The organism is Pseudomonas sp. AG1028, from assembly GCF_007993955.1.
Classification (GTDB): domain Bacteria; phylum Pseudomonadota; class Gammaproteobacteria; order Pseudomonadales; family Pseudomonadaceae; genus Aquipseudomonas; species Aquipseudomonas straminea.
In genome coordinates this window covers 1-18,522 of record NZ_VIVP01000006.1, presented here as the reverse complement: position 1 = coordinate 18,522, position 18,522 = coordinate 1, and the positions used below count along the sequence as shown (strand labels likewise).

Genomic DNA, 18,522 nt, shown 5'->3' with positions numbered 1-18,522 from the left:
CCAGCAAAACAGGCTGGCCCCTCGAAACACTGCAAGGCTCACAACAGAGCGCTTTCCACATATTTCCAACGCATTGCACCACCCGTGCCGGTCGGGGATACTCGCGCCGCCTGAAATGCCTGTCGCCTCACGGCAGCGCCCAGCCCAGCGTGGAACCCAGCATGAGCCCAGCAAGCAGTCCGGCTGCCTACAACTACAAGGTGGTGCGCCAGTTCGCGGTGATGACCGTGGTCTGGGGCGTGGTCGGCATGGCGTTGGGGGTGTTCATCGCCGCACAGTTGGTGTGGCCGCAACTGAATTTCGACCTGCCCTGGACCAGCTTCGGCCGCCTGCGCCCGCTGCACACCAATGCGGTGATCTTCGCCTTCGGCGGCTGCGCGCTGTTCGCCACCAGCTATTACGTGGTGCAGCGCACCTGCCAGGTGCGGCTGGCGTCCGACCGCCTGGCGGCCTTCACCTTCTGGGGCTGGCAGGCGGTGATCGTCGCTGCGGTGATCAGCCTGCCAATGGGCTACACCAGCAGCAAGGAGTACGCCGAGCTGGAATGGCCGATCGACGTTCTCCTGGGCATCGTCTGGTTCGCCTATATCGGCGTGTTCTTCGGCACCCTGTTCAAGCGCCGCACCCGGCATATCTACGTGGCCAACTGGTTCTTCGGCGCCTTCGTCCTGGTCACCGGCATGCTGCACCTGGTCAACAGCGCCGCCGTGCCGGTCAGCCTGTTCAAGTCCTACTCGCTGTACGCCGGCGCCACGGACGCGATGATCCAGTGGTGGTACGGCCACAACGCGGTGGGTTTCTTCCTGACCACCGGCTTTCTCGGGATGATGTATTACTTCGTGCCCAAGCAGGCCAACCGGCCGATTTACTCCTACCGGCTGTCCATCGTGCACTTCTGGGCGCTGATCACCCTGTACATCTGGGCCGGCCCGCACCACCTGCACTACACCGCCCTGCCGGACTGGGCCCAGAGCCTGGGTATGGTGATGTCGATCATCCTCCTGGCGCCGAGCTGGGGCGGCATGATCAACGGCATGATGACGCTGTCGGGCGCCTGGCATAAGTTGCGTACCGACCCAATCCTGCGCTTTCTGGTCGTCTCTCTGGCGTTCTACGGCATGTCCACCTTCGAGGGGCCGATGATGGCCATCAAGACGGTCAACGCACTGTCGCACTACACCGACTGGACCATCGGCCACGTGCACGCCGGCGCCCTGGGCTGGGTGGCGATGATCACCTTCGGCTCGCTGTATCACCTGATTCCCCGGGTGTTCGGCCGCGAGCAGATGCACAGCCTGGCAGCGATTCACCTGCACTTCTGGCTGGCGACCATCGGCACCGTGCTGTACATCGTCGCCATGTGGGTCAACGGCATCACCCAGGGCCTGATGTGGCGCGCGGTGCACGACGACGGCACGCTCACCTACTCGTTCATCGAGTCGGTGGCGGCCAGCCACTGGGGCTACGTGGTGCGCATGATCGGCGGTGCGATCTTCTTCAGCGGCATGCTGCTGATGGCCTGGAACACCTGGCGCACCATTCGCGGCGCGGGACCGGCCGACTACGATGCCAGCGCGCGGATTCCCCTGGCGCAAAACGGGGAGACCGGCCGATGAAGCACGACCTGATCGAAAAGAACCTCGGCCTGATGACCCTGCTGATGGTCATCGCCGTGAGCATCGGCGGCCTCACCCAGATCGTGCCGCTGTTCTTCCAGGACGTGGTCAACGAGCCGGTGGCCGGCATGCGGCCCTACACCGCGCTGCAGCTCGAGGGCCGCGACATCTATATCCGCGAAGGCTGCGTAGGTTGCCATTCGCAGATGATCCGCCCGTTCCGCGCCGAAACCGAGCGCTACGGCCATTATTCGGTGGCCGGTGAAAGCGTCTGGGATCACCCCTTTCTGTGGGGCTCCAAGCGCACCGGCCCGGACCTGGCGCGGATCGGCGGGCGTTACTCGGACGAGTGGCACCGCGCCCACCTGATCAACCCGCGCGACCTGGTGCCGGAATCCAAGATGCCCGCCTATCCCTGGCTGGCCGAGCGCACGCTCGATGGCGCCCTGAGCGCCGAAAAGCTCAAGGTCATGCAGGGCTTCGGTATTCCCTACAGCGACGACGACATCGCCAAGGCCCGCGAGGCGGTGGCCGGCAAGAGCGAGCTGGACGCACTGATCGCCTACCTGCAGGTGCTCGGCACCTCGATCCAGAACAAGCGGTGACGCCATGCCAGCCTTCCTGACCGACATCGGCACCATCCGCGGCATCGGCACCGCCGTGGTGTTCATCGCCTTCGTCGCCGTGGTGCTCTGGGCCTACAGCAGCAAGCGCAAGTCCAGCTTCGACGAAGCGGCCAACCTACCCTTCGCCGACGAGCAGCTACCGAGCGCCAGCCAGCAGAACCACAAGCTCGAGGACGACAAACCTTGAGCACCTTCTGGAGCCTGTTCATCGCGCTGACCACCCTCGGCACGCTGCTGGGCCTGGCCTGGCTGCTCATCGCCACCCGCAAGGGCCATCGGCCGGGCGACAGCGAGCAGACCACGGGGCACAACTTCGACGGCATCGAGGAATACGACAACCCGCTGCCGCGCTGGTGGTTCCTGCTGTTTCTCGGCACCCTGGCATTCGCCTTCGGCTACCTGCTGCTCTACCCCGGGCTGGGCAACTTCAAGGGCCTGCTGCCCGGCTATGACGAAGGCTGGACCCAGGTCGGCCAGTGGCAGCGCGAGATGGCCGCCGCCGACGCACGCTACGGCCCGCTGTTCGCCGGCTACGCGGCCACACCCATCAGCGAACTGGCCAGGGACGAGAAGGCGCTGAAAATCGGTGGCCGGTTGTTCGCCAACAACTGCGCCGTATGCCACGGCGCCGATGCCAAAGGCGCCTTCGGTTTCCCCAACCTGACCGATGACGACTGGCTGTACGGCGGCGACCCGGAAACCATCAAGACCTCCATCATGCAGGGCCGCCAGGGCGTGATGCCGGCCTGGCAGGAGATTCTTGGCGGCGACGGCGTGCGCGACGTGACCGGCTACGTGCGCAGCCTCTCGAACCTGGAAAACCCGGCGCACATCGCCGTCAACCTGGACGCGGGCAGACAGCTCTACGCCACCAATTGCGCCATGTGCCACGGCCCCGACGGCAAGGGCCTGCAGGTGCTCGGCGCACCGAACCTCACGGACAAGGTGTGGCTGTACGGTTCCAGCTTCGCCCAGGTGCAGCAGACCATTCGCTATGGGCGCAGCGGTAAGATGCCGGCGCAGGCGGAATTTCTCGGCAACGACAAGGTGCACCTGTTGGCCGCCTACGTGTACAGCCTGTCGCAGCGCGAAAAGGCGCCGGCAGAAGTGCAAAACCGGGAGAAAGATTGAGTGCACTGATCTGGGTCAGGACGGCTCCGGCATGCTGCGCCTAGCATGGCCTTGCACCTACCCTGCGACGGGTAGCCGCAAGCCCGATCTGGCGTTGCGGCGTACCATCGGCGCAGCGAACGATCGCGACCGGCACGTATCGGCCGCGGCAGGCCCGACCAACCGTTGTGGTAGCCCTCGATGAGCCAACAGATCCCCGTCAAGAACGTCACGCCGCCCGCCGGCGAGACCATCGACCTCTACGCCAGTCGCGAGAAGATCCACACCCGCGCGTTCAGCGGCTTCTACCGCAACCTGCGGCGTGCTGGCGGGGCTCTGCTGTTCGTCCTCTACTTCGGCACCGTGTGGCTGAACTGGGACGGCCACCAGGCGGTGTGGTGGAACCTGCCGGAGCGCAAGTTCCACATCTTCGGCGCCACCTACTGGCCCCAGGATTTCGTGCTGCTCTCGGCGCTACTGATCATCGCCGCCTTCGGGCTGTTCTTCATCACCGTGTTTGCAGGCAGAGTGTGGTGCGGCTACACCTGCCCGCAGAGCGTGTTTACCTGGATATTCATGTGGGCGGAAAAGATCACCGAGGGCGACCGCAACCAGCGCATGAAGCTGGAAAAGGCGCCGATGAGTGCCAACAAGTTCGCTCGTCGCTTCGCCAAGCACAGCATCTGGCTGGGCGTTTCCCTGGTCACCGCACTGACCTTCGTCGGCTATTTCGCGCCAATCCGCGAACTGCTCGCCGAACTGGTCACCTTCGAGGCCAGCGGCTGGGCGCTGTTCTGGATCGCCTTCTTCACCCTCGCCACCTATGGCAATGCCGGCTGGCTACGCGAGCAGGTGTGCATTCACATGTGCCCCTATGCGCGCTTCCAGAGCGTGATGTTCGACCAGGACACGCTGATCGTCTCCTACGACCCGCGCCGTGGCGAAACCCGCGGCCCGCGCAAGAAGACCGCCGACCACAAGGCCCAGGGCCTGGGCGACTGCATCGACTGCACCCTGTGCGTGCAGGTATGCCCGACCGGCATCGACATTCGTGACGGCCTGCAGATCGAGTGCATCGGTTGCGCCGCGTGCATCGACGCCTGCGACGCCGTCATGGACAAGATGAACTACCCGCGCGGGCTGATCAGCTACACCACCGAACACAACCTCTCGGGGCAGAAGACGCGCCTGCTGCGCCCTCGGCTGATCGGCTACGCCATCGCCCTTCTGGCCATGCTGGCGGTATTCGCCTGGGCAGTGAGCAACCGCTCGCTGGTCGAGCTGGACGTGCTCAAGGATCGGGTACTCTACCGCGAGAACGAGCTGGGGCGAATCGAGAACGTCTACACCCTGAAGATCATGAACAAGGCCCAGCAGGACGTCGTCTACCGCATCGACGCCGACGGCCTGGACGGCCTGGTCTACGAGGGCCGTCGCGAAGTCCGCGCCCTGGCCGGCGAAGTGCTGGCGATCCCGGTGGAGCTGTCCATCGACGCCGAGAAGCTGCCGTCGAGTACCAACGAGATCACCTTCCACATCCGTGCCACCGATGACGACAGCATCCACAACGACGCCAGCAGCCGCTTTATCGGCCCGAGCGTGAGATAGCCGAAGACCGGTGGGCTTCGCGGCCCACCCTACGCAATCCAACGCGATCTAACTCGTAGGATGGGCGCCAGCCCATCAAGCAGACGCCCAGACACCGCATATGCAAAGCAGGCCAACCATGAACGAAGACCTCCAACCCGCCCCCTGGTACAAGCAGTTCTGGCCCTGGTTCCTGATCGCCCTGCTCGGCTACTCGGTGATCCAGGGGCTGACCCTGCTGACCGTCGCCACGCGCAATCCGCCGGGATTGATCTCCGACGATTATTACGACGTCGGCAAGGGCATCAACCAGTCCCTGGAGCGCGAGAACCTGGCGCTGCGCCTGAAGCTGCAGGCGACACTGGACCTGGACGACGAACGCGGCATCGCCGAGTTGCAACTGCACGGCGCCAGCGCCCCCGCGCAACTCGTGCTCAACCTGGTATCGCCCACCCAGCCGGAGCGCGATCGCCGCGTAGTGCTGCAACATCAGGGTGAAGGCCTGTATCGCGGCAACCTGCAGGACAGTGTACAGGGCCGGCGCTTCGTCGAGCTGATCGGCCAGGAAGGCGGCCAGGACTGGCGCCTGTTCGAGGAAGAAACCCTCGAAGCCGGCAAGCGCATCCAGCTGGGGGATGAACGCTGATCGACACCTCGCTTGCCACCGGCGCGCCGCTTGAGCGCAGCAGCCCGGCACCCTGCTACCACTGCGGCCTGCCGGTGCCGGCGGGCAGCCACTTTTCAGCTGTGGTGCTGGGCCAGTCGCGCGAGCTGTGCTGCCCAGGCTGCCAGGCGGTGGCCGAAACCATCGTGCAGAATGGCCTGGAGCATTACTACAGCCACCGCAGCGAAGCGGCCAACAACCCTCAGCAACTGCCCCAGGCACTGCCCGACGAGCTGGCCCTGTATGACCGCCGCGACGTGCAGCAGCCCTTCGTCGAACAAAGCGGCGAATGGCGCGAAACCAGCCTGCTGATCGAGGGCATCAGTTGCGCGGCCTGCGGCTGGCTGATCGAAAAGCACCTCGCTGCCCTGCCCGGCGTGGTCGAGGCGCACCTGAACCTGTCCAACCATCGCCTGCGGGTACGCTGGAGCGCCAGCGCCCTGCCCTTGAGCGAACTGCTCGGCGAAGTGCGGCGCATCGGCTACGCCGCCCATCCCTGGCAGGCCGATGCCGCCGCCGAGCAGCTGACCCGCGAGAATCGCCGCGCGATGCGCCAGCTGGGCGTCGCCGGGCTTCTCTGGATGCAGGTGATGATGGCCAGCATGGCCACCTGGCCGGAATTCAACGTCGACCTGAGCCCCGAGCTGGACAGCATCCTGCGCTGGGTCAGCCTGTTTCTCACCACGCCCATCGTCTTCTACTGCTGCGGCCAATTCTTCCGTGGCGCGCTGCGCGACCTGCGCACCCGCCACCTGAGCATGGACGTCTCGGTGTCGCTGGCCATCGGCGGCGCCTACGCGGCGGGCATCTGGTCCACGGTCATGGGCCATGGTGAGTTGTATTTTGATGCCGTGGGTATGTTCGCTCTGTTCCTGCTCAGCGGTCGCTACCTGGAGCGCCGCGCCCGGGAGCGCACCGCGGCGGCTACCGCGCAACTGGTCAAGCTGCTGCCGGCCTCCTGCCTGCGCCTGGATGAGCAGGGTCACAGCCAGCGCATCCTGCTCAGCGAGCTGCAACCCGGCGACCGCGTGCTGGTGCCGCCGGGTGCGCTGCTGCCGGCCGATGGCCAGGTGCTGGCCGGGCAGTCCAGCGTCGACGAATCCCTGCTCACCGGTGAATACCTGCCTCAATCGCGCAGCGTCGGCGATGCCGTGACCGCCGGCACGCTGAATGTCGAGGGCCCGCTGACCGTCGAAGTACAGGCGCTGGGCGACGCCACCCGGCTGTCGGCCATCGTCCGCCTGCTGGAGCGAGCGCAAGGCGAGAAGCCGCGTCTGGCCGAGATCGCCGACCGGGTGGCGCAGTGGTTCCTGTTGATCGTGCTGGTGGTGGCGGCCATCGTCGGGGTTGTCTGGTGGCAGCTCGATGCGTCGCGGGCGTTCTGGGTGGTGCTCGCCCTGCTCGTCGCCACCTGCCCCTGCGCCCTCGCCCTGGCTACGCCGACGGCGCTGACCACCGCCACCGGCACCCTGCACAAGCTCGGCATGCTATTGACCCGCGGTCATGTGCTCGAAGGCCTGGAGCAGATCGACACGCTGATCGTCGACAAGACCGGCACCCTCACCGAAGGCCGCCTGACCTTGCGCGCCGTGCAACCGCTCGGTGACCTGGATGGCGACACCTGCCTGGCCCTGGCCGCGGCACTCGAAAGCCAGTCCGAACACCCCATAGCCCGCGCCTTCGGCCACGCCACGGCGCCGGTAGAAGCGCTACAGAACGTGCCAGGGCTGGGCCTCGAAGGTGTCGTCCAGGGGCGCCGGCTGCGTATCGGCCAGGCCGATTTCGTCAGCGCACTCAGCGCCAGCCCCGCACCGGCCATCAACGGTGAACAGGGCCAGTGGTTGCTGCTGGGTGACGAACAGGGACCGCTGGCCTGGTTCATACTCGACGACCGCCTGCGCGACGATGCGCCAGCCCTGGTCGAGGCGGCGCGCGGGCGCGGTTGGCAGGTCCTGCTGCTCAGCGGCGACAGCTCGCCCATGGTCGGCGAAGTGGCCCGCCAGCTGGATATCGAGCAGGCCCGCGGCGGGCTGACCCCGGACGCCAAGCTGGCCATCCTGCGTGATCTGCAGACGCAAGGCCGCCGCGTGCTGATGCTCGGTGATGGCGTCAATGATGTGCCGGTGCTCGCCGGCGCCGACATCAGCGTGGCCATGGGCTCGGCCTCGGATCTGGCCAAGACCAGCGCCGACGCCGTGCTGCTCTCCAACCGGCTGACCAGCCTGGTCGACGCGCTGCGCCTGGCACGCCGCACCCGCACGGTCATCATCGAGAACCTGGCCTGGGCGGGTCTGTACAATGGCCTGGTGCTGCCCTTCGCCGCCCTCGGCTGGATCACGCCGATCTGGGCCGCCCTAGGCATGTCGCTCAGCTCACTGCTGGTGGTACTCAACGCACTGCGCCTGGGGAAAGCACCATGACCGCGCTGTACATCCTGATTCCCGTCGCCCTGGTGCTGGTCGCCTTCGCCGTGTGGCTGTTCTTCTGGGCGGTGGACAGTGGCCAGTACGACGACCTCGACAGCCCGGCGCACCGCATCCTCTTCGATGACGATGACCCGCGCCACCAGGCGGCGGTGAAACAGGCCAAGCACGAGCCCGCCGCCAAAGACCATGACTGACCTGCTGCCGCAACTGCTCTCCGCGCTGATGCTCGGCCTGCTCGGCGGCGGCCATTGCCTGGGCATGTGCGGCGGGCTGATGGGCGCGCTGACCCTGGCCATCCCCGCCGAACGACGCCACCAGCGCCTGCGCTTGCTGGTCGCCTACAACGCCGGGCGCATCCTCAGTTACACGACGGCCGGCCTGCTACTCGGCCTGGCCGGGTGGGCACTGGCCAGTGGTCCGCTCGCCGCGGTAATGCGCAGCATCGCCGGCCTGTTGCTGATCGCCATGGGCCTGTACCTGGCCGGCTGGTGGAGCGGCCTGACGCGTATCGAAGCGCTGGGCCGCGGCCTCTGGCGGCACCTGCAACCCGTCACCCGACGCTTTATGCCGATCACCAGCGCGCCGCGTGCCATGGTGCTGGGCGGCCTGTGGGGCTGGCTGCCCTGTGGGCTGGTGTACAGCACCCTGCTGTGGGCGGCGAGCCAGGGTGATGCCCTGCGCAGCGCCGCCCTGATGTTCGCCTTCGGCCTCGGCACCCTGCCGGTGCTGCTGGCCACGGGGCTGGCGGCCGAGCGCCTGGTCGGCCTGCTGCGCCGGCGTGGCGTGCGCATCGCCGGCGGCCTGCTGGTGATCCTGTTCGGCCTGTGGACCCTGCCCGGCCCTCATCAGCATTGGCTGATGGGTCACTAACGCTGCGGCGTATTGGCTTTTGTAGCCTGGGTAGAGCGCAGCGAAAACCGGGAATCGATCCCTGGGTATCGCTGCGCTCAACGCCAGGCTACGGCGCGCAGGTGGCGGGTGGGCTTTGTAGCCTGGCCAAGAGATAAGCTCAGCGGTAGCGCTCCTGCTGCGACCCCATGACTCAGATCAAAAAGCCCCGCCCATACGCCCCCTAGACTGCTGAGCATTCAACGCTGAAGCGGAATTCGCCATGCTCGACGCCATCCAGTGGGACTGCGACCTGATCCGCCGCTACGATCAAGCCGGCCCGCGCTACACCTCCTACCCGACCGCCGTGCAGTTCCACGACGGCGTCGGCTCCTTCGACCTGCTGCACGCCCTGCGCGAGAGTCGCCGCGCCCTGCGTCCGCTGTCGCTGTACCTGCACCTGCCGTTCTGCGCCAACATCTGCTACTACTGCGCCTGCAACAAGGTCATCACCAAGGATCGCGGCCGCACCCAGCCGTACCTGCAAGCCCTGGAACGGGAGATGGCGCTGATCGGCCATCATGTCGACAAGCGCCAGCGCATCGAACAGCTGCACCTGGGCGGCGGCACCCCGACCTTTCTCAGCCATGACGAACTGCGCCAGCTGATGGGCAAGCTGCGCGAGCACTTCACCCTGCTCGACGACGATTCCGGCGACTACAGCATCGAGATCGACCCGCGCGAGGCGGACTGGTCGACCATGGGCCTGCTGCGCGAGCTGGGCTTCAACCGCGTCAGCCTCGGCGTGCAGGACCTGGACCCCAACGTGCAGCGTGCCATCAACCGCCTGCAGAGCCTGGAGGAGACCCGCGCGATCATCGAGGCGGCGCGCACCCTGCAATTTCGCTCGGTGAACATCGACCTGATCTATGGCCTGCCGCTGCAGACACCGGAGAATTTCGCCCGTACCGTGCAGCAGGTCATCGCCCTGCAGCCCGATCGCCTGTCGCTGTTCAACTACGCCCATCTGCCGGAGCGTTTCATGCCGCAACGGCGCATCGACAGCGGGCAGTTGCCGAGCGCGGCAGCCAAGCTGGCCATGTTGCAGGGCAGCATCGAACAGTTGGCCAGCGCCGGTTATCGCTATATCGGCATGGATCATTTCGCCCTGCCCGATGACGAGCTGGCCAGCGCCCAGGAGGACGGCAGCCTGCAGCGCAACTTCCAGGGCTATACCACCCACGGCCACTGCGACCTGATCGGCCTGGGCGTGTCGTCGATCAGCCAGATCGGCGATCTGTACTGCCAGAACAGCGCTGACCTGGCCACCTATCAGACCAGCCTGAACAATCGCCAGTTGGCGACCCAGCGCGGCCTGGGCTGCAAAGACGACGATCGTATTCGCCGCGCCGTGATCCAGCAGCTGATCTGTCATTTCCAGTTGGAGTTCGTGGACATCGAACAGCGTTTCGCCGTCACCATGCCCAGCTACTTCGCGGACGCCTGGCCGGCGCTACAGCAGATGCACCGCGACGGTCTGATTGATTTGCGTGAAGGCAGCATCGAAGTGCTGCCGGCGGGACGACTGCTGGTGCGCTCGCTGTGCATGCTGTTCGACCGCTACCTGGGCGAGACCAACCTGCAGCGTTTTTCGCGGGTGATCTGAGCAGGGCAGCCGAGGTGGCTGCCCTACCCGCTGCCTCACTTGGCCAGCAGCGCCCCCACGCTGGCGCTCTGTTCGCTGGTCAGCTTCTGGTCGCGCATCACTTTCACCAATTGGGCGTTGGCGGTGCTCAGGGCACTGCTGATCGAACCCACTTCGGTCTGCAAGGCACGCACCTTGGCCTGTTGCGCGTCATCCTCCATATCGCCCTGGGCCATCAGCGCCTGCAGCTCGGCCATCTTCTCGGCCAGTTGCGCCTTGAGCTCGCGGATCATCTTGAGTAGCTGCTTGATCTCGTCCGGCAGATTGCTCTCGTCGATATCGGCGTTCTTGTTTTCAGCTTCCTTGGAGCGCGCCAGGCCGACGGCAGACAGGCTCACCTTCACACCCGGCTCGGCGCTCTTTTCCTCGGCAGATGCGCTAGCGCTTGGCTCTGTCGTTTCGGCAGGCGCTGCGGCTACAGGCGCCGCACCTGGCGCAACGTAACCGCGCTCACTCGCACCACTGGTGGCCACTTGCATCACACCGCTCCCTGTCTTCCATTCATCGATACAAGCCTATCGGCAGGCGCCTGCGACACTTGAGCACCCTGCGGCAGGTGGCCGCGCACCCCTCTGGTGCGTTACCCTTACAACTTCTGAGTGATTACCTAGGGATAAGGGCATGTCCGAAAGTATCAAGCTGCGCACGACTCATCAGACTCATTGCAAGGACTGCAGCCTCGCCAGCCTCTGCCTGCCCCTGTCCCTGGATCTCGAGGACATGGACGCCCTCGACGACATCGTCAAACGCGGCCGTCCGCTGAAGAAAGGCGAGTTCCTGTTCCGCCAGGGCGACACCTTCAACTCGGTGTTCGCCGTGCGTTCCGGCGCCCTGAAGACCTTCAGCCTGAGCGACGCCGGCGAAGAACAGATCACCGGCTTCCACCTGCCCAGCGAGCTGGTCGGCCTGTCCGGCATGGACACCGAGCTGTACCCGGTCTCCGCCCAGGCGCTGGAAACCACCTCGGTCTGCGAGATTCCCTTCGAGCGCCTCGATGAGCTGTCGGTGAGCCTGCCGCAGCTGCGCCGCCAGCTGATGCGGATCATGAGCCGCGAGATCCGCGACGATCAGCAGATGATGCTGCTGCTCTCCAAGAAGACCGCCGACGAGCGCATCGCCACTTTTCTGGTCAACCTTTCCGCGCGTTTCAGCGCCCGCGGCTTCTCGGCCAACCAGTTCCGCCTCGCCATGTCGCGAAACGAGATCGGCAACCACCTGGGCCTGGCCGTGGAAACCGTGTCGCGAGTGTTCACGCGCTTCCAGCAGAGCAACCTTATCGAAGCCGAGGGCAAGGAAGTGCATATTCTCGACCCGATCGAGCTGTGCGCTCTGGCAGGTGGTAACCTTAACGGCTGATACTCCCGTTAAGGATTCACCCTGCCATGATCTTTGATGAATTCACCATCAAGACCCTTATCCGCCCGATCAACGACTTCCCCAAGCCGGGCGTGGTATTTCGCGACATCACCCCGCTGTTCCAGTCCCCACGCGCTCTGCGCATGGTCATCGACAGCCTGATCCAGCGCTACGTCGAAGCGGACTTCACTCACGTCGGGGCGATGGATGCACGGGGCTTTCTGATCGGATCGATTCTCTCCTACGAGCTGAACAAGCCGCTGGTGCTGTTTCGCAAGCAGGGTAAGCTGCCGGCTGACGTGCTTAGCCAGGGCTACCAGACAGAATACGGCGAGGCCTTCCTGGAAGCGCACGCCGACAGCCTGTGCGAAGGCGACAAGGTGCTGATCGTCGACGACCTGATCGCCACCGGCGGCACCTTGCTGGCCGCCGTGCAACTGGTCAAGCGCATGGGCGCCGAGTTGTACGAGGCGGCAGCGATCATCGACCTGCCGGAGCTCGGCGGCTCGCGCAAACTGCAGGACATGGGCATTCCCACCTACAGCCTGACGGCCTTCGCCCTCGACGAGCGCTGAGATCGCTTCCCCGCAATGCGCCCATCGACGAGCGAAACGCTCGCTTAACCGATGGGCGCTCGCCACTCCCGTCCTGCGATGTGCTTTTCGGCGCCCTCCGCCGGCAGTTTCTACTAGCCAAACTCGGCCTATCAGAACCCACCCGGCGCCCATCGAGCGCCAGGATCTTTGCTCATTTCGCCTGGGCAGTGGTCGGCTGCAAGGTCGAAGTGAAAGATCTATCGAACAGCCGCTCGGCCGGGTAACCCTTTACCAGCCCCAGGCCGGCGAAAAAGTCGACGGTCTGTTGCGCCTGCTCGATGGCTGCCGGCGTTACCGGGCCGATGTCGGTGCGGGCACGGGCGAACCAGGCACGGGCGACGGATTCGTCAGCGCGGGTGTGCTTGGCCCAGGCGCTGGCATAGGCGTCGGTATGGGCTGGGTTGGCCAGCGCCCATTCACGGGCGCGTTTCAGGCGCTGCAGAAAGTCGCCGATGATCTCGCGTTTGCCGGCCAGGGCCTTGTCACTGGCCACGGCGAAGCTCTGCGCGGGGATCAGCCCCTCGGCGGTGGTCAGCACACGGGCGCCGTGGCGCTCGGCCTGGGTGACGTAGGGCTCCCAGGTGGCGATCACGTCCACCGAGCCACCCTCCAATGCATGGGAGGCGTCGAGCGCGCTCAGGTAGCTCAACTGCAGATCATCCCGGGCAATGCCCTCACGGTCCAACGCGGTGAACAGCAGTTGCTGGCTCCAGGAACCCTTCCACACGGCGGCGCGCTTGCCGCGCAAATCCGCCAGGCTGCGAATCGGCGAGTCCTTGCGCACCAGGATGGCCACGCCTTGCAGATTCTGTTTGGTTACCGCCACCACCTTGATGGGCGCGCCCAGGGCGCCGAGGAACAGCGGCGGTGCATCGCCGAGAAAACCCAGGTCGAGGCTGCCGACATTGAGCGCTTCGGCTACAGGCGAGCCGGCGGTGAACTGCTTCCAGTCGACCTCATAGGGCACGTCATCGAGCACGCCGGCGGCCTCCATGACGGTACGGGTGTTGTAGCTCTGGTCGCCGATGACCAGGGTCTCGGCCAGAGCGGAGAGCGAAAACAGCGCGGTGGCCGTGGCCAGCGCCAGAGAGCGAAAGATGCGCATAGGGGGCGTCCTGTGGTGTGGGCTACCGATCCGCGCGCGCGGTCTCGTGAAATGGCGATTGAAATGGGTTATTCGAAGGCTTTTTCGAAGGAGGTATCGATGATGCTGCTGGTATCGATTTTCTGCTTCAGCGCACCGGTTTCGACGAGAAAGTCGGCGGTCTCCTGATAGTCGCGCGCAGCCTGCTCGTCGACCGGGCCGACGGTCATGTTGGCGTGGCCGATCCAGTTGCGTGACACGGCCTGATCCAGGTTGGCCTTCTTGGCCCATAGGTCGGCGTAGTCTTCCTTGTTGGCTTCGACCCAGGCGCGGGCTTTCTGCAGGCGGCCGAGGAAGTCGGCGATGGCCGCGCGTTTGGGCTCGATGGAATCGGCATTGGCAGCAATGCTCGACAGCCCGGGCATAAGCCCCTTGGCCGTGATGATCGGCTTGGCACCGGAGAACAGGGTTTGCTGGGAGATATAGGGCTCCCAGACTGGGAACGCATCGATACTGCCTTGGGGAAAGGCCGCAGCGGCATCGATGGGCATCAGCTTGACGAACTCGACGTAATCCTGCGGCAGACCGGCTTTTTCCAGCGCACGCAGGGTCAGCTGCTGGCTCCAGGCGCCGGGCCAGTAGGCGACCTTCTTGCCCTTGAGGTCTTCGATGGTCTTGACGGAGGAGTCCTTGGGCACCAGCAATGCGATGGTGTCCGGGTTCTGCCGCGACACGCCGATCAGCTTGACCGGCGCGCCTTTGGCCGCCAGGAAGATGAAGCCCGAATCGCCGAGAAAACCCAGGTCGACGGCGCCAGCTTCGAGCGCCTCGGCGACCGGTGCGGCGGACTGAAAATGCTTCCAGTCCACGGTATACGGTGCGCCCTCCAGCACGCCGGACGCTTCCACCGAGGCGCGCACGTTGTAGTAGTTCTGATCACCAACGCGCAGCACCGTAGTGTCTGCGGCATGTGCCAGGGGCGCAGCCACCGCGATGGCCGCCAAGCTGCGGCGCAACAGGAAAAGCAGTTTCATTGGGGCACTCTCCAGAGTCAGCCAGCCCGGCGCTGTTGCAGGGTGGCGATATGTTCGCGAATCGCCGGGATCAGGCCCCGGCCATAGAGTTCGGCGTCGTCCAGGGGATCGAAGCCGCGAATCAGAAAGGTGGACGCGCCGTGCTGCCAGTAGCGTCCGAGCGACGCGGCGACCTGCTCGGCGGTGCCGACCAGCGCGGTGGAATTCCACTGTGCGCCAGTCAGGCGGGCCACGCCGGTCCACAGCCGCTCGTCAAGCACCTCACCGCGCTGCGCCGCCGCCAGCAGGCGCTGCGAACCGGCATTGGCTGGCGCGTGGTCATTGATCGGCAGACCTAGGCGGGTGCGGCTCTCGCGAATGCGTTCGAGCAGTTCGGCAGCACGTTTCCAGGCGGCCTCCTCGGTATCGGCGATGATCGGCCGGAACGACACCGACACCCGCGGGCTACGCCCTTGGCGCTGGGCCGCAGCGCGCACGTGCTGCACGTGCTCGGCGAAATCCGCGAGCGGCTCACCCCACAGCATATAAGTGTCGGCATGCCGCGCCGCTACCTGAATGGCGGCAGGTGACGAGCCGCTGAAGTAGATCGGAATGTGCGGTTTTTGCCGGGTACGCACGGTGGGCAACGCCCCCTTGAAGCGGTAGTAGTGCCCTTCATGATCAATCGGTCCCTGAGCAGTCCAGATTGCCTTGAGGGCATCGAGGTATTCGTCGGTGCGGGCGTAACGCTGGTCATGATTGAGCCAGTCCCCGTCGCGCTGCTGATCGGCATCACTACCTCCACTGATCACATTGAGCGCCAGGCGGCCGTTGCTGAACTGGTCCAGCGTCGCCAACTGGCGGGCCGCGAGCGGCGGCGCGATCACCCCGGGCCGGTAGGCCAGCAGGATACCCAGTCGCTCGGTGGCAGCTGCGATGAACGAGCTGACCACCGCACCTTCAGCACCATTGGAGAAGTAGCCAACCAGGGCGCGGTCGAAGCCCGCGCGCTCATGGGCCTGGGCGAAACGCCGGACGAAGTCGGCATCCACCGCGTCGCCCAGTGGTTGGTCCACTTCCGAACTTGGAGTGGCGGTAATCATGCCGATGATTTCCACGCTCATGTCGCGCTCCTGATTGAGATGGGCAGGCGCCAGCACGACAGAGCATTTTCTTTATAAAAGCGCGTCAGTGCCTAACGAATACTTATAACGCTACGCAAGCGGCATTCAGTTAGGAAATTCATTTTAGGCATAACCTAATATGCATAAACAGCAGTTGGCATTGTTCATCGCATCCTGGCTTGCAGGTTCGCTCAGCGAAAGTATCTATCGAGCGCTAGCCAGCCGCCGAGGCAGCCATCAAGCCTGTCAATAAATTCTTAATTCGCATATTAGCTTATGAATAAATTGAATTTTTATAAGAACAACCGGTTTGCTACCGTGAGCGCTCGATGCCCAGCAGGGCGTTAAGCAAACCACCGGATATTCCGCATGAGCGCCCAACCCAATGTGCAACGCCTGCGCCAGTTCATCGACGCACTGGCGCAATTGCTCGACAGCTCACCCGAAGAACATGTGGTACTCGAGCGCGGCGCCGAGCTGCTGCAACAGCTGGTCCGTCATGACGACTGGCTACCGCCCGCCTTCGCACAGCCCGACCCGCAGCGCTATCAGCAATTTCTGCTGCACACCGATTCGCGCCAGCGCTTTTCCATCGTCAGCTTCGTCTGGGGGCCTGGCCAGAGCACGCCGGTGCACGATCACCGCGTCTGGGGCCTGATCGGCATGCTGCGTGGCGCGGAGCTGTCCCAGGGTTTCGTTCGCGATGCCGCCGGGCTGCGCCCCGAAGGGCCAGCCGTACACCTGCAGCCTGGCCAAGTGGAAGCCGTGTCACCACGCATCGGTGATATCCACCGTGTCAGCAACGCCTTCGACGATCGCACCTCCATCAGCATCCACGTCTATGGCGCCAACATCGGCGCGGTACGGCGTGCCGTCTACCTCGACGACGGCAGCGAGAAGCCTTTCATTTCCGGCTATTCCAACAGCCTTCTTCCCAACCTCTGGGACCTGTCCAAAGAGAACCCTGCATGAGCCAGATCGCCACACGCTCCTTTCACGCCATCCGCCAGGCACTGCTCGACAAGCAGGAAGTGGCGCTGATCGATGTCCGCGAAGAGGCGCCGTTCGCCGAAGCGCATCCGCTGTTCGCCGCCAATATTCCGTTATCCAAGCTGGAACTGGAGGTCTACGCACGTATTCCGCGGCGTGGTACCGCCGTAACCGTGTATGACGACGGCGAGGGCCTGGCGCAGGAAGCGGCCAAACGCCTGGTCGCCCTGGGTTATAGCCAGGTGGCGCTGCTCGAAGGCGGCCTGGCCGGCTGGCGCAATGCCGGCGGTGAGCTGTTTCGCGACGTCAACGTGCCGAGCAAGGCGTTTGGCGAACTGGTCGAGAGCGTGCGCCACACACCATCGCTGGCTGCCGAAGAAGTCAAAGCCCTGCTCGATGCCAGGGCCGACGTGGTGGTGCTCGACGCCCGCCGCTTCGATGAATATCAGACCATGAGCATTCCTACCGGCATCAGCGTGCCGGGCGCCGAGCTGGTACTGCGCGCCCGCGAATTGGCGCCCGATCCGGCTACCCGTATCGTGGTGAACTGTGCCGGTCGCACCCGCAGCATCATCGGCACCCAGTCGCTGGTCAACGCCGGCCTGCCCAACCCGGTAGCGGCGCTGCGCAACGGCACCATCGGCTGGACCCTGGCCGGTCAGAAGCTGGAACACGGCCAGGCGCGGCGCTTCGGCGAGGTGAGCGAGCACAATCACCAACAAGCCGCGCAGTCGGCGCGCGCCGTGGCAGACAAGGCTGGAGTCGGCCGCGCCAGCCTGCAGGACCTGACACGTTGGCAGGGCGAGAGCACTCGCACCACCTACCTATTCGACGTCCGCACACCCGAGGAATACGAGGCCAGCCATCTGCCGGGTGCCCGCTCTACGCCGGGCGGCCAGCTGGTGCAGGAAACCGATCATTTCGCCAGCGTGCGCGGCGCCCGCGTGGTGCTCGCCGACGATGACGGCGTGCGCGCCAACATGAGCGCCTCGTGGCTGGCGCAGCTGGGCTGGGAAGTGCACGTGCTCGATGGCCTGCAGGACGGCCACTTCAGCGCCCGCGGCGCTTGGCAGCCGCCATTGCCGGCCTTGCCCCAACCCGCCGCTATCGATGCGCAGACGCTGGCCGCCTGGCAGGCCGCAGGCGACACGCTGGTGCTGGACTTCACTGCCAGCGCCAACCATGTGGCCCGGCATATCCCCGGCGCCTGGTGGGTATTACGTTCGCAACTGCCGCAAGCCCTGGAAAAATTACCGGTAGCTAAACGCTATGTGCTCACCTGTGGCAGCAGCCTGCTGGCCCGCTTCGTGGTCAGCGAACTGGAGGAGCTGACCGGCAAGCCAGTGGCACTGCTCGAAGGCGGCACCGCGGCCTGGGTCGCTGCCGGCCTGCCGACGGAGAGCGGCGAACAGCACCTCGCCGTACCGCGCAGCGACCGCTACCGTCGCCCCTACGAGGGCACCGACAACCCCCGCGAGGCCATGCAGGCCTACCTGGACTGGGAGTTCGGCCTGGTCGAGCAACTGGGCCGCGATGGAACCCATCACTTCCAGGTGATCTGAGAACCTGCGCATAGTCTTGCAGTACAGGTTCGTCGATTTCGGTAGCAAAGTGCCGGGAACGGCCGTTCGCGTAACTCGTAGGAGGGGCTTCAGCCCCGAGCTGTGTACTAGGGGGGCAAAAGGGCTCGGAGCTAAAGCCCCTTGTATGGTGATACTCGAAGGGGTGGTGGGACGACAAAGCCAATTCTGACTGTTCGCAGCAGTACAGACGGTAGGAGACCTCGCCCCACCCCTT

General features: G+C 65.1%; 18 protein-coding genes. 14 read left to right on the top strand and 4 right to left on the bottom strand.

From position 1 onward, the window contains the following. The first annotated feature begins 161 nt into the window (after positions 1 to 161). The 10 genes from ccoN (at position 162) to hemN (ending at position 10,523) form a co-directional block, all read left to right on the top strand. A complete protein-coding gene (ccoN, locus tag FB481_RS10880; RefSeq protein ID WP_147176345.1) occupies positions 162 to 1,616 on the top strand; it encodes a cytochrome-c oxidase, cbb3-type subunit I in 1,455 nt (484 codons plus the stop codon). Beyond that, positions 1,613 to 2,221 (top strand): cytochrome-c oxidase, cbb3-type subunit II, encoded by a 609-nt coding sequence (ccoO, locus tag FB481_RS10875; RefSeq protein ID WP_027910389.1) that lies wholly within the window; start codon positions 1,613 to 1,615, stop codon positions 2,219 to 2,221. The genes ccoN and ccoO overlap by 4 nt, the downstream gene beginning before the upstream one ends. 4 nt (positions 2,222 to 2,225) lie before the next feature. Continuing rightward, entirely contained in the window at positions 2,226 to 2,429 is a 204-nt protein-coding gene (locus tag FB481_RS10870) for a CcoQ/FixQ family Cbb3-type cytochrome c oxidase assembly chaperone (RefSeq protein ID WP_093501694.1), read from the top strand. After that, positions 2,426 to 3,373 (top strand): cytochrome-c oxidase, cbb3-type subunit III, encoded by a 948-nt coding sequence (gene ccoP, locus FB481_RS10865; RefSeq protein ID WP_147176344.1) that lies wholly within the window; start codon positions 2,426 to 2,428, stop codon positions 3,371 to 3,373. The genes FB481_RS10870 and ccoP overlap by 4 nt, the downstream gene beginning before the upstream one ends. 180 nt (positions 3,374 to 3,553) lie before the next feature. After that, positions 3,554 to 4,960, top strand: coding sequence for a cytochrome c oxidase accessory protein CcoG (gene ccoG / locus FB481_RS10860; protein ID WP_147176343.1), 1,407 nt, complete (start codon positions 3,554 to 3,556; stop codon positions 4,958 to 4,960). Positions 4,961 to 5,078: 118 nt separating this feature from the next. After that, the gene (locus FB481_RS10855) at positions 5,079 to 5,585 is read left to right on the top strand and encodes a FixH family protein (RefSeq protein ID WP_147176342.1); all 507 of its coding nucleotides are present in this window, start codon (positions 5,079 to 5,081) and stop codon (positions 5,583 to 5,585) included. Then, positions 5,585 to 8,023 carry a heavy metal translocating P-type ATPase gene (locus tag FB481_RS10850; RefSeq protein ID WP_178109876.1) on the top strand — a complete coding sequence of 813 codons (2,439 nt, stop codon included), beginning with the start codon at positions 5,585 to 5,587 and terminating at the stop codon, positions 8,021 to 8,023. Before FB481_RS10855 ends, FB481_RS10850 begins: the two co-directional genes overlap by 1 nt. Continuing rightward, entirely contained in the window at positions 8,020 to 8,223 is a 204-nt protein-coding gene (gene ccoS, locus FB481_RS10845) for a cbb3-type cytochrome oxidase assembly protein CcoS (protein WP_147176340.1), read from the top strand. The genes FB481_RS10850 and ccoS overlap by 4 nt, the downstream gene beginning before the upstream one ends. Then, positions 8,216 to 8,899: a sulfite exporter TauE/SafE family protein gene (locus FB481_RS10840; RefSeq protein ID WP_147176339.1), complete on the top strand. Its 684-nt coding sequence runs from the start codon at positions 8,216 to 8,218 to the stop codon at positions 8,897 to 8,899. The genes ccoS and FB481_RS10840 overlap by 8 nt, the downstream gene beginning before the upstream one ends. 241 nt (positions 8,900 to 9,140) lie before the next feature. Next, complete coding sequence (hemN, locus tag FB481_RS10835) at positions 9,141 to 10,523, top strand: oxygen-independent coproporphyrinogen III oxidase (protein WP_147176338.1); 1,383 nt, start codon at positions 9,141 to 9,143, stop codon at positions 10,521 to 10,523. Positions 10,524 to 10,558: 35 nt separating this feature from the next. Here hemN and FB481_RS10830 read toward each other — a convergent pair whose 3' ends face one another. Further along, the gene (locus tag FB481_RS10830) at positions 10,559 to 11,041 is read right to left on the bottom strand and encodes a hypothetical protein (protein ID WP_256662732.1); all 483 of its coding nucleotides are present in this window, start codon (positions 11,039 to 11,041) and stop codon (positions 10,559 to 10,561) included. Between the two features lie 142 nt (positions 11,042 to 11,183). Here FB481_RS10830 and fnr point away from each other — a divergent pair, with 142 nt between their 5' ends. Then, positions 11,184 to 11,918: a fumarate/nitrate reduction transcriptional regulator Fnr gene (fnr, locus tag FB481_RS10825; RefSeq protein WP_013791968.1), complete on the top strand. Its 735-nt coding sequence runs from the start codon at positions 11,184 to 11,186 to the stop codon at positions 11,916 to 11,918. Between the two features lie 26 nt (positions 11,919 to 11,944). Further along, positions 11,945 to 12,493, top strand: coding sequence for an adenine phosphoribosyltransferase (locus FB481_RS10820; RefSeq protein WP_147176337.1), 549 nt, complete (start codon positions 11,945 to 11,947; stop codon positions 12,491 to 12,493). Between the two features lie 172 nt (positions 12,494 to 12,665). On the opposite strand, the gene FB481_RS10815 is transcribed toward FB481_RS10820, so the two are convergent. The 3 genes from FB481_RS10815 to FB481_RS10805 form a co-directional block, all read right to left on the bottom strand. Beyond that, positions 12,666 to 13,619: an ABC transporter substrate-binding protein gene (locus FB481_RS10815; protein WP_147176336.1), complete on the bottom strand. Its 954-nt coding sequence runs from the start codon at positions 13,617 to 13,619 to the stop codon at positions 12,666 to 12,668. A 68-nt stretch (positions 13,620 to 13,687) separates the two neighbouring features. After that, a complete protein-coding gene (locus tag FB481_RS10810; RefSeq protein ID WP_093501718.1) occupies positions 13,688 to 14,632 on the bottom strand; it encodes an ABC transporter substrate-binding protein in 945 nt (314 codons plus the stop codon). A 17-nt stretch (positions 14,633 to 14,649) separates the two neighbouring features. Further along, positions 14,650 to 15,714 carry an LLM class flavin-dependent oxidoreductase gene (locus FB481_RS10805; protein WP_147176608.1) on the bottom strand — a complete coding sequence of 355 codons (1,065 nt, stop codon included), beginning with the start codon at positions 15,712 to 15,714 and terminating at the stop codon, positions 14,650 to 14,652. Positions 15,715 to 16,104: 390 nt separating this feature from the next. On the opposite strand from FB481_RS10805, the gene FB481_RS10800 reads away from it, so the two are divergent. Beyond that, a complete protein-coding gene (locus FB481_RS10800; RefSeq protein WP_147176335.1) occupies positions 16,105 to 16,707 on the top strand; it encodes a cysteine dioxygenase in 603 nt (200 codons plus the stop codon). Next, entirely contained in the window at positions 16,704 to 18,287 is a 1,584-nt protein-coding gene (locus tag FB481_RS10795; protein ID WP_093501722.1) for a rhodanese-related sulfurtransferase, read from the top strand. The genes FB481_RS10800 and FB481_RS10795 overlap by 4 nt, the downstream gene beginning before the upstream one ends. The last annotated feature ends 235 nt before the right edge of the window (positions 18,288 to 18,522 follow it).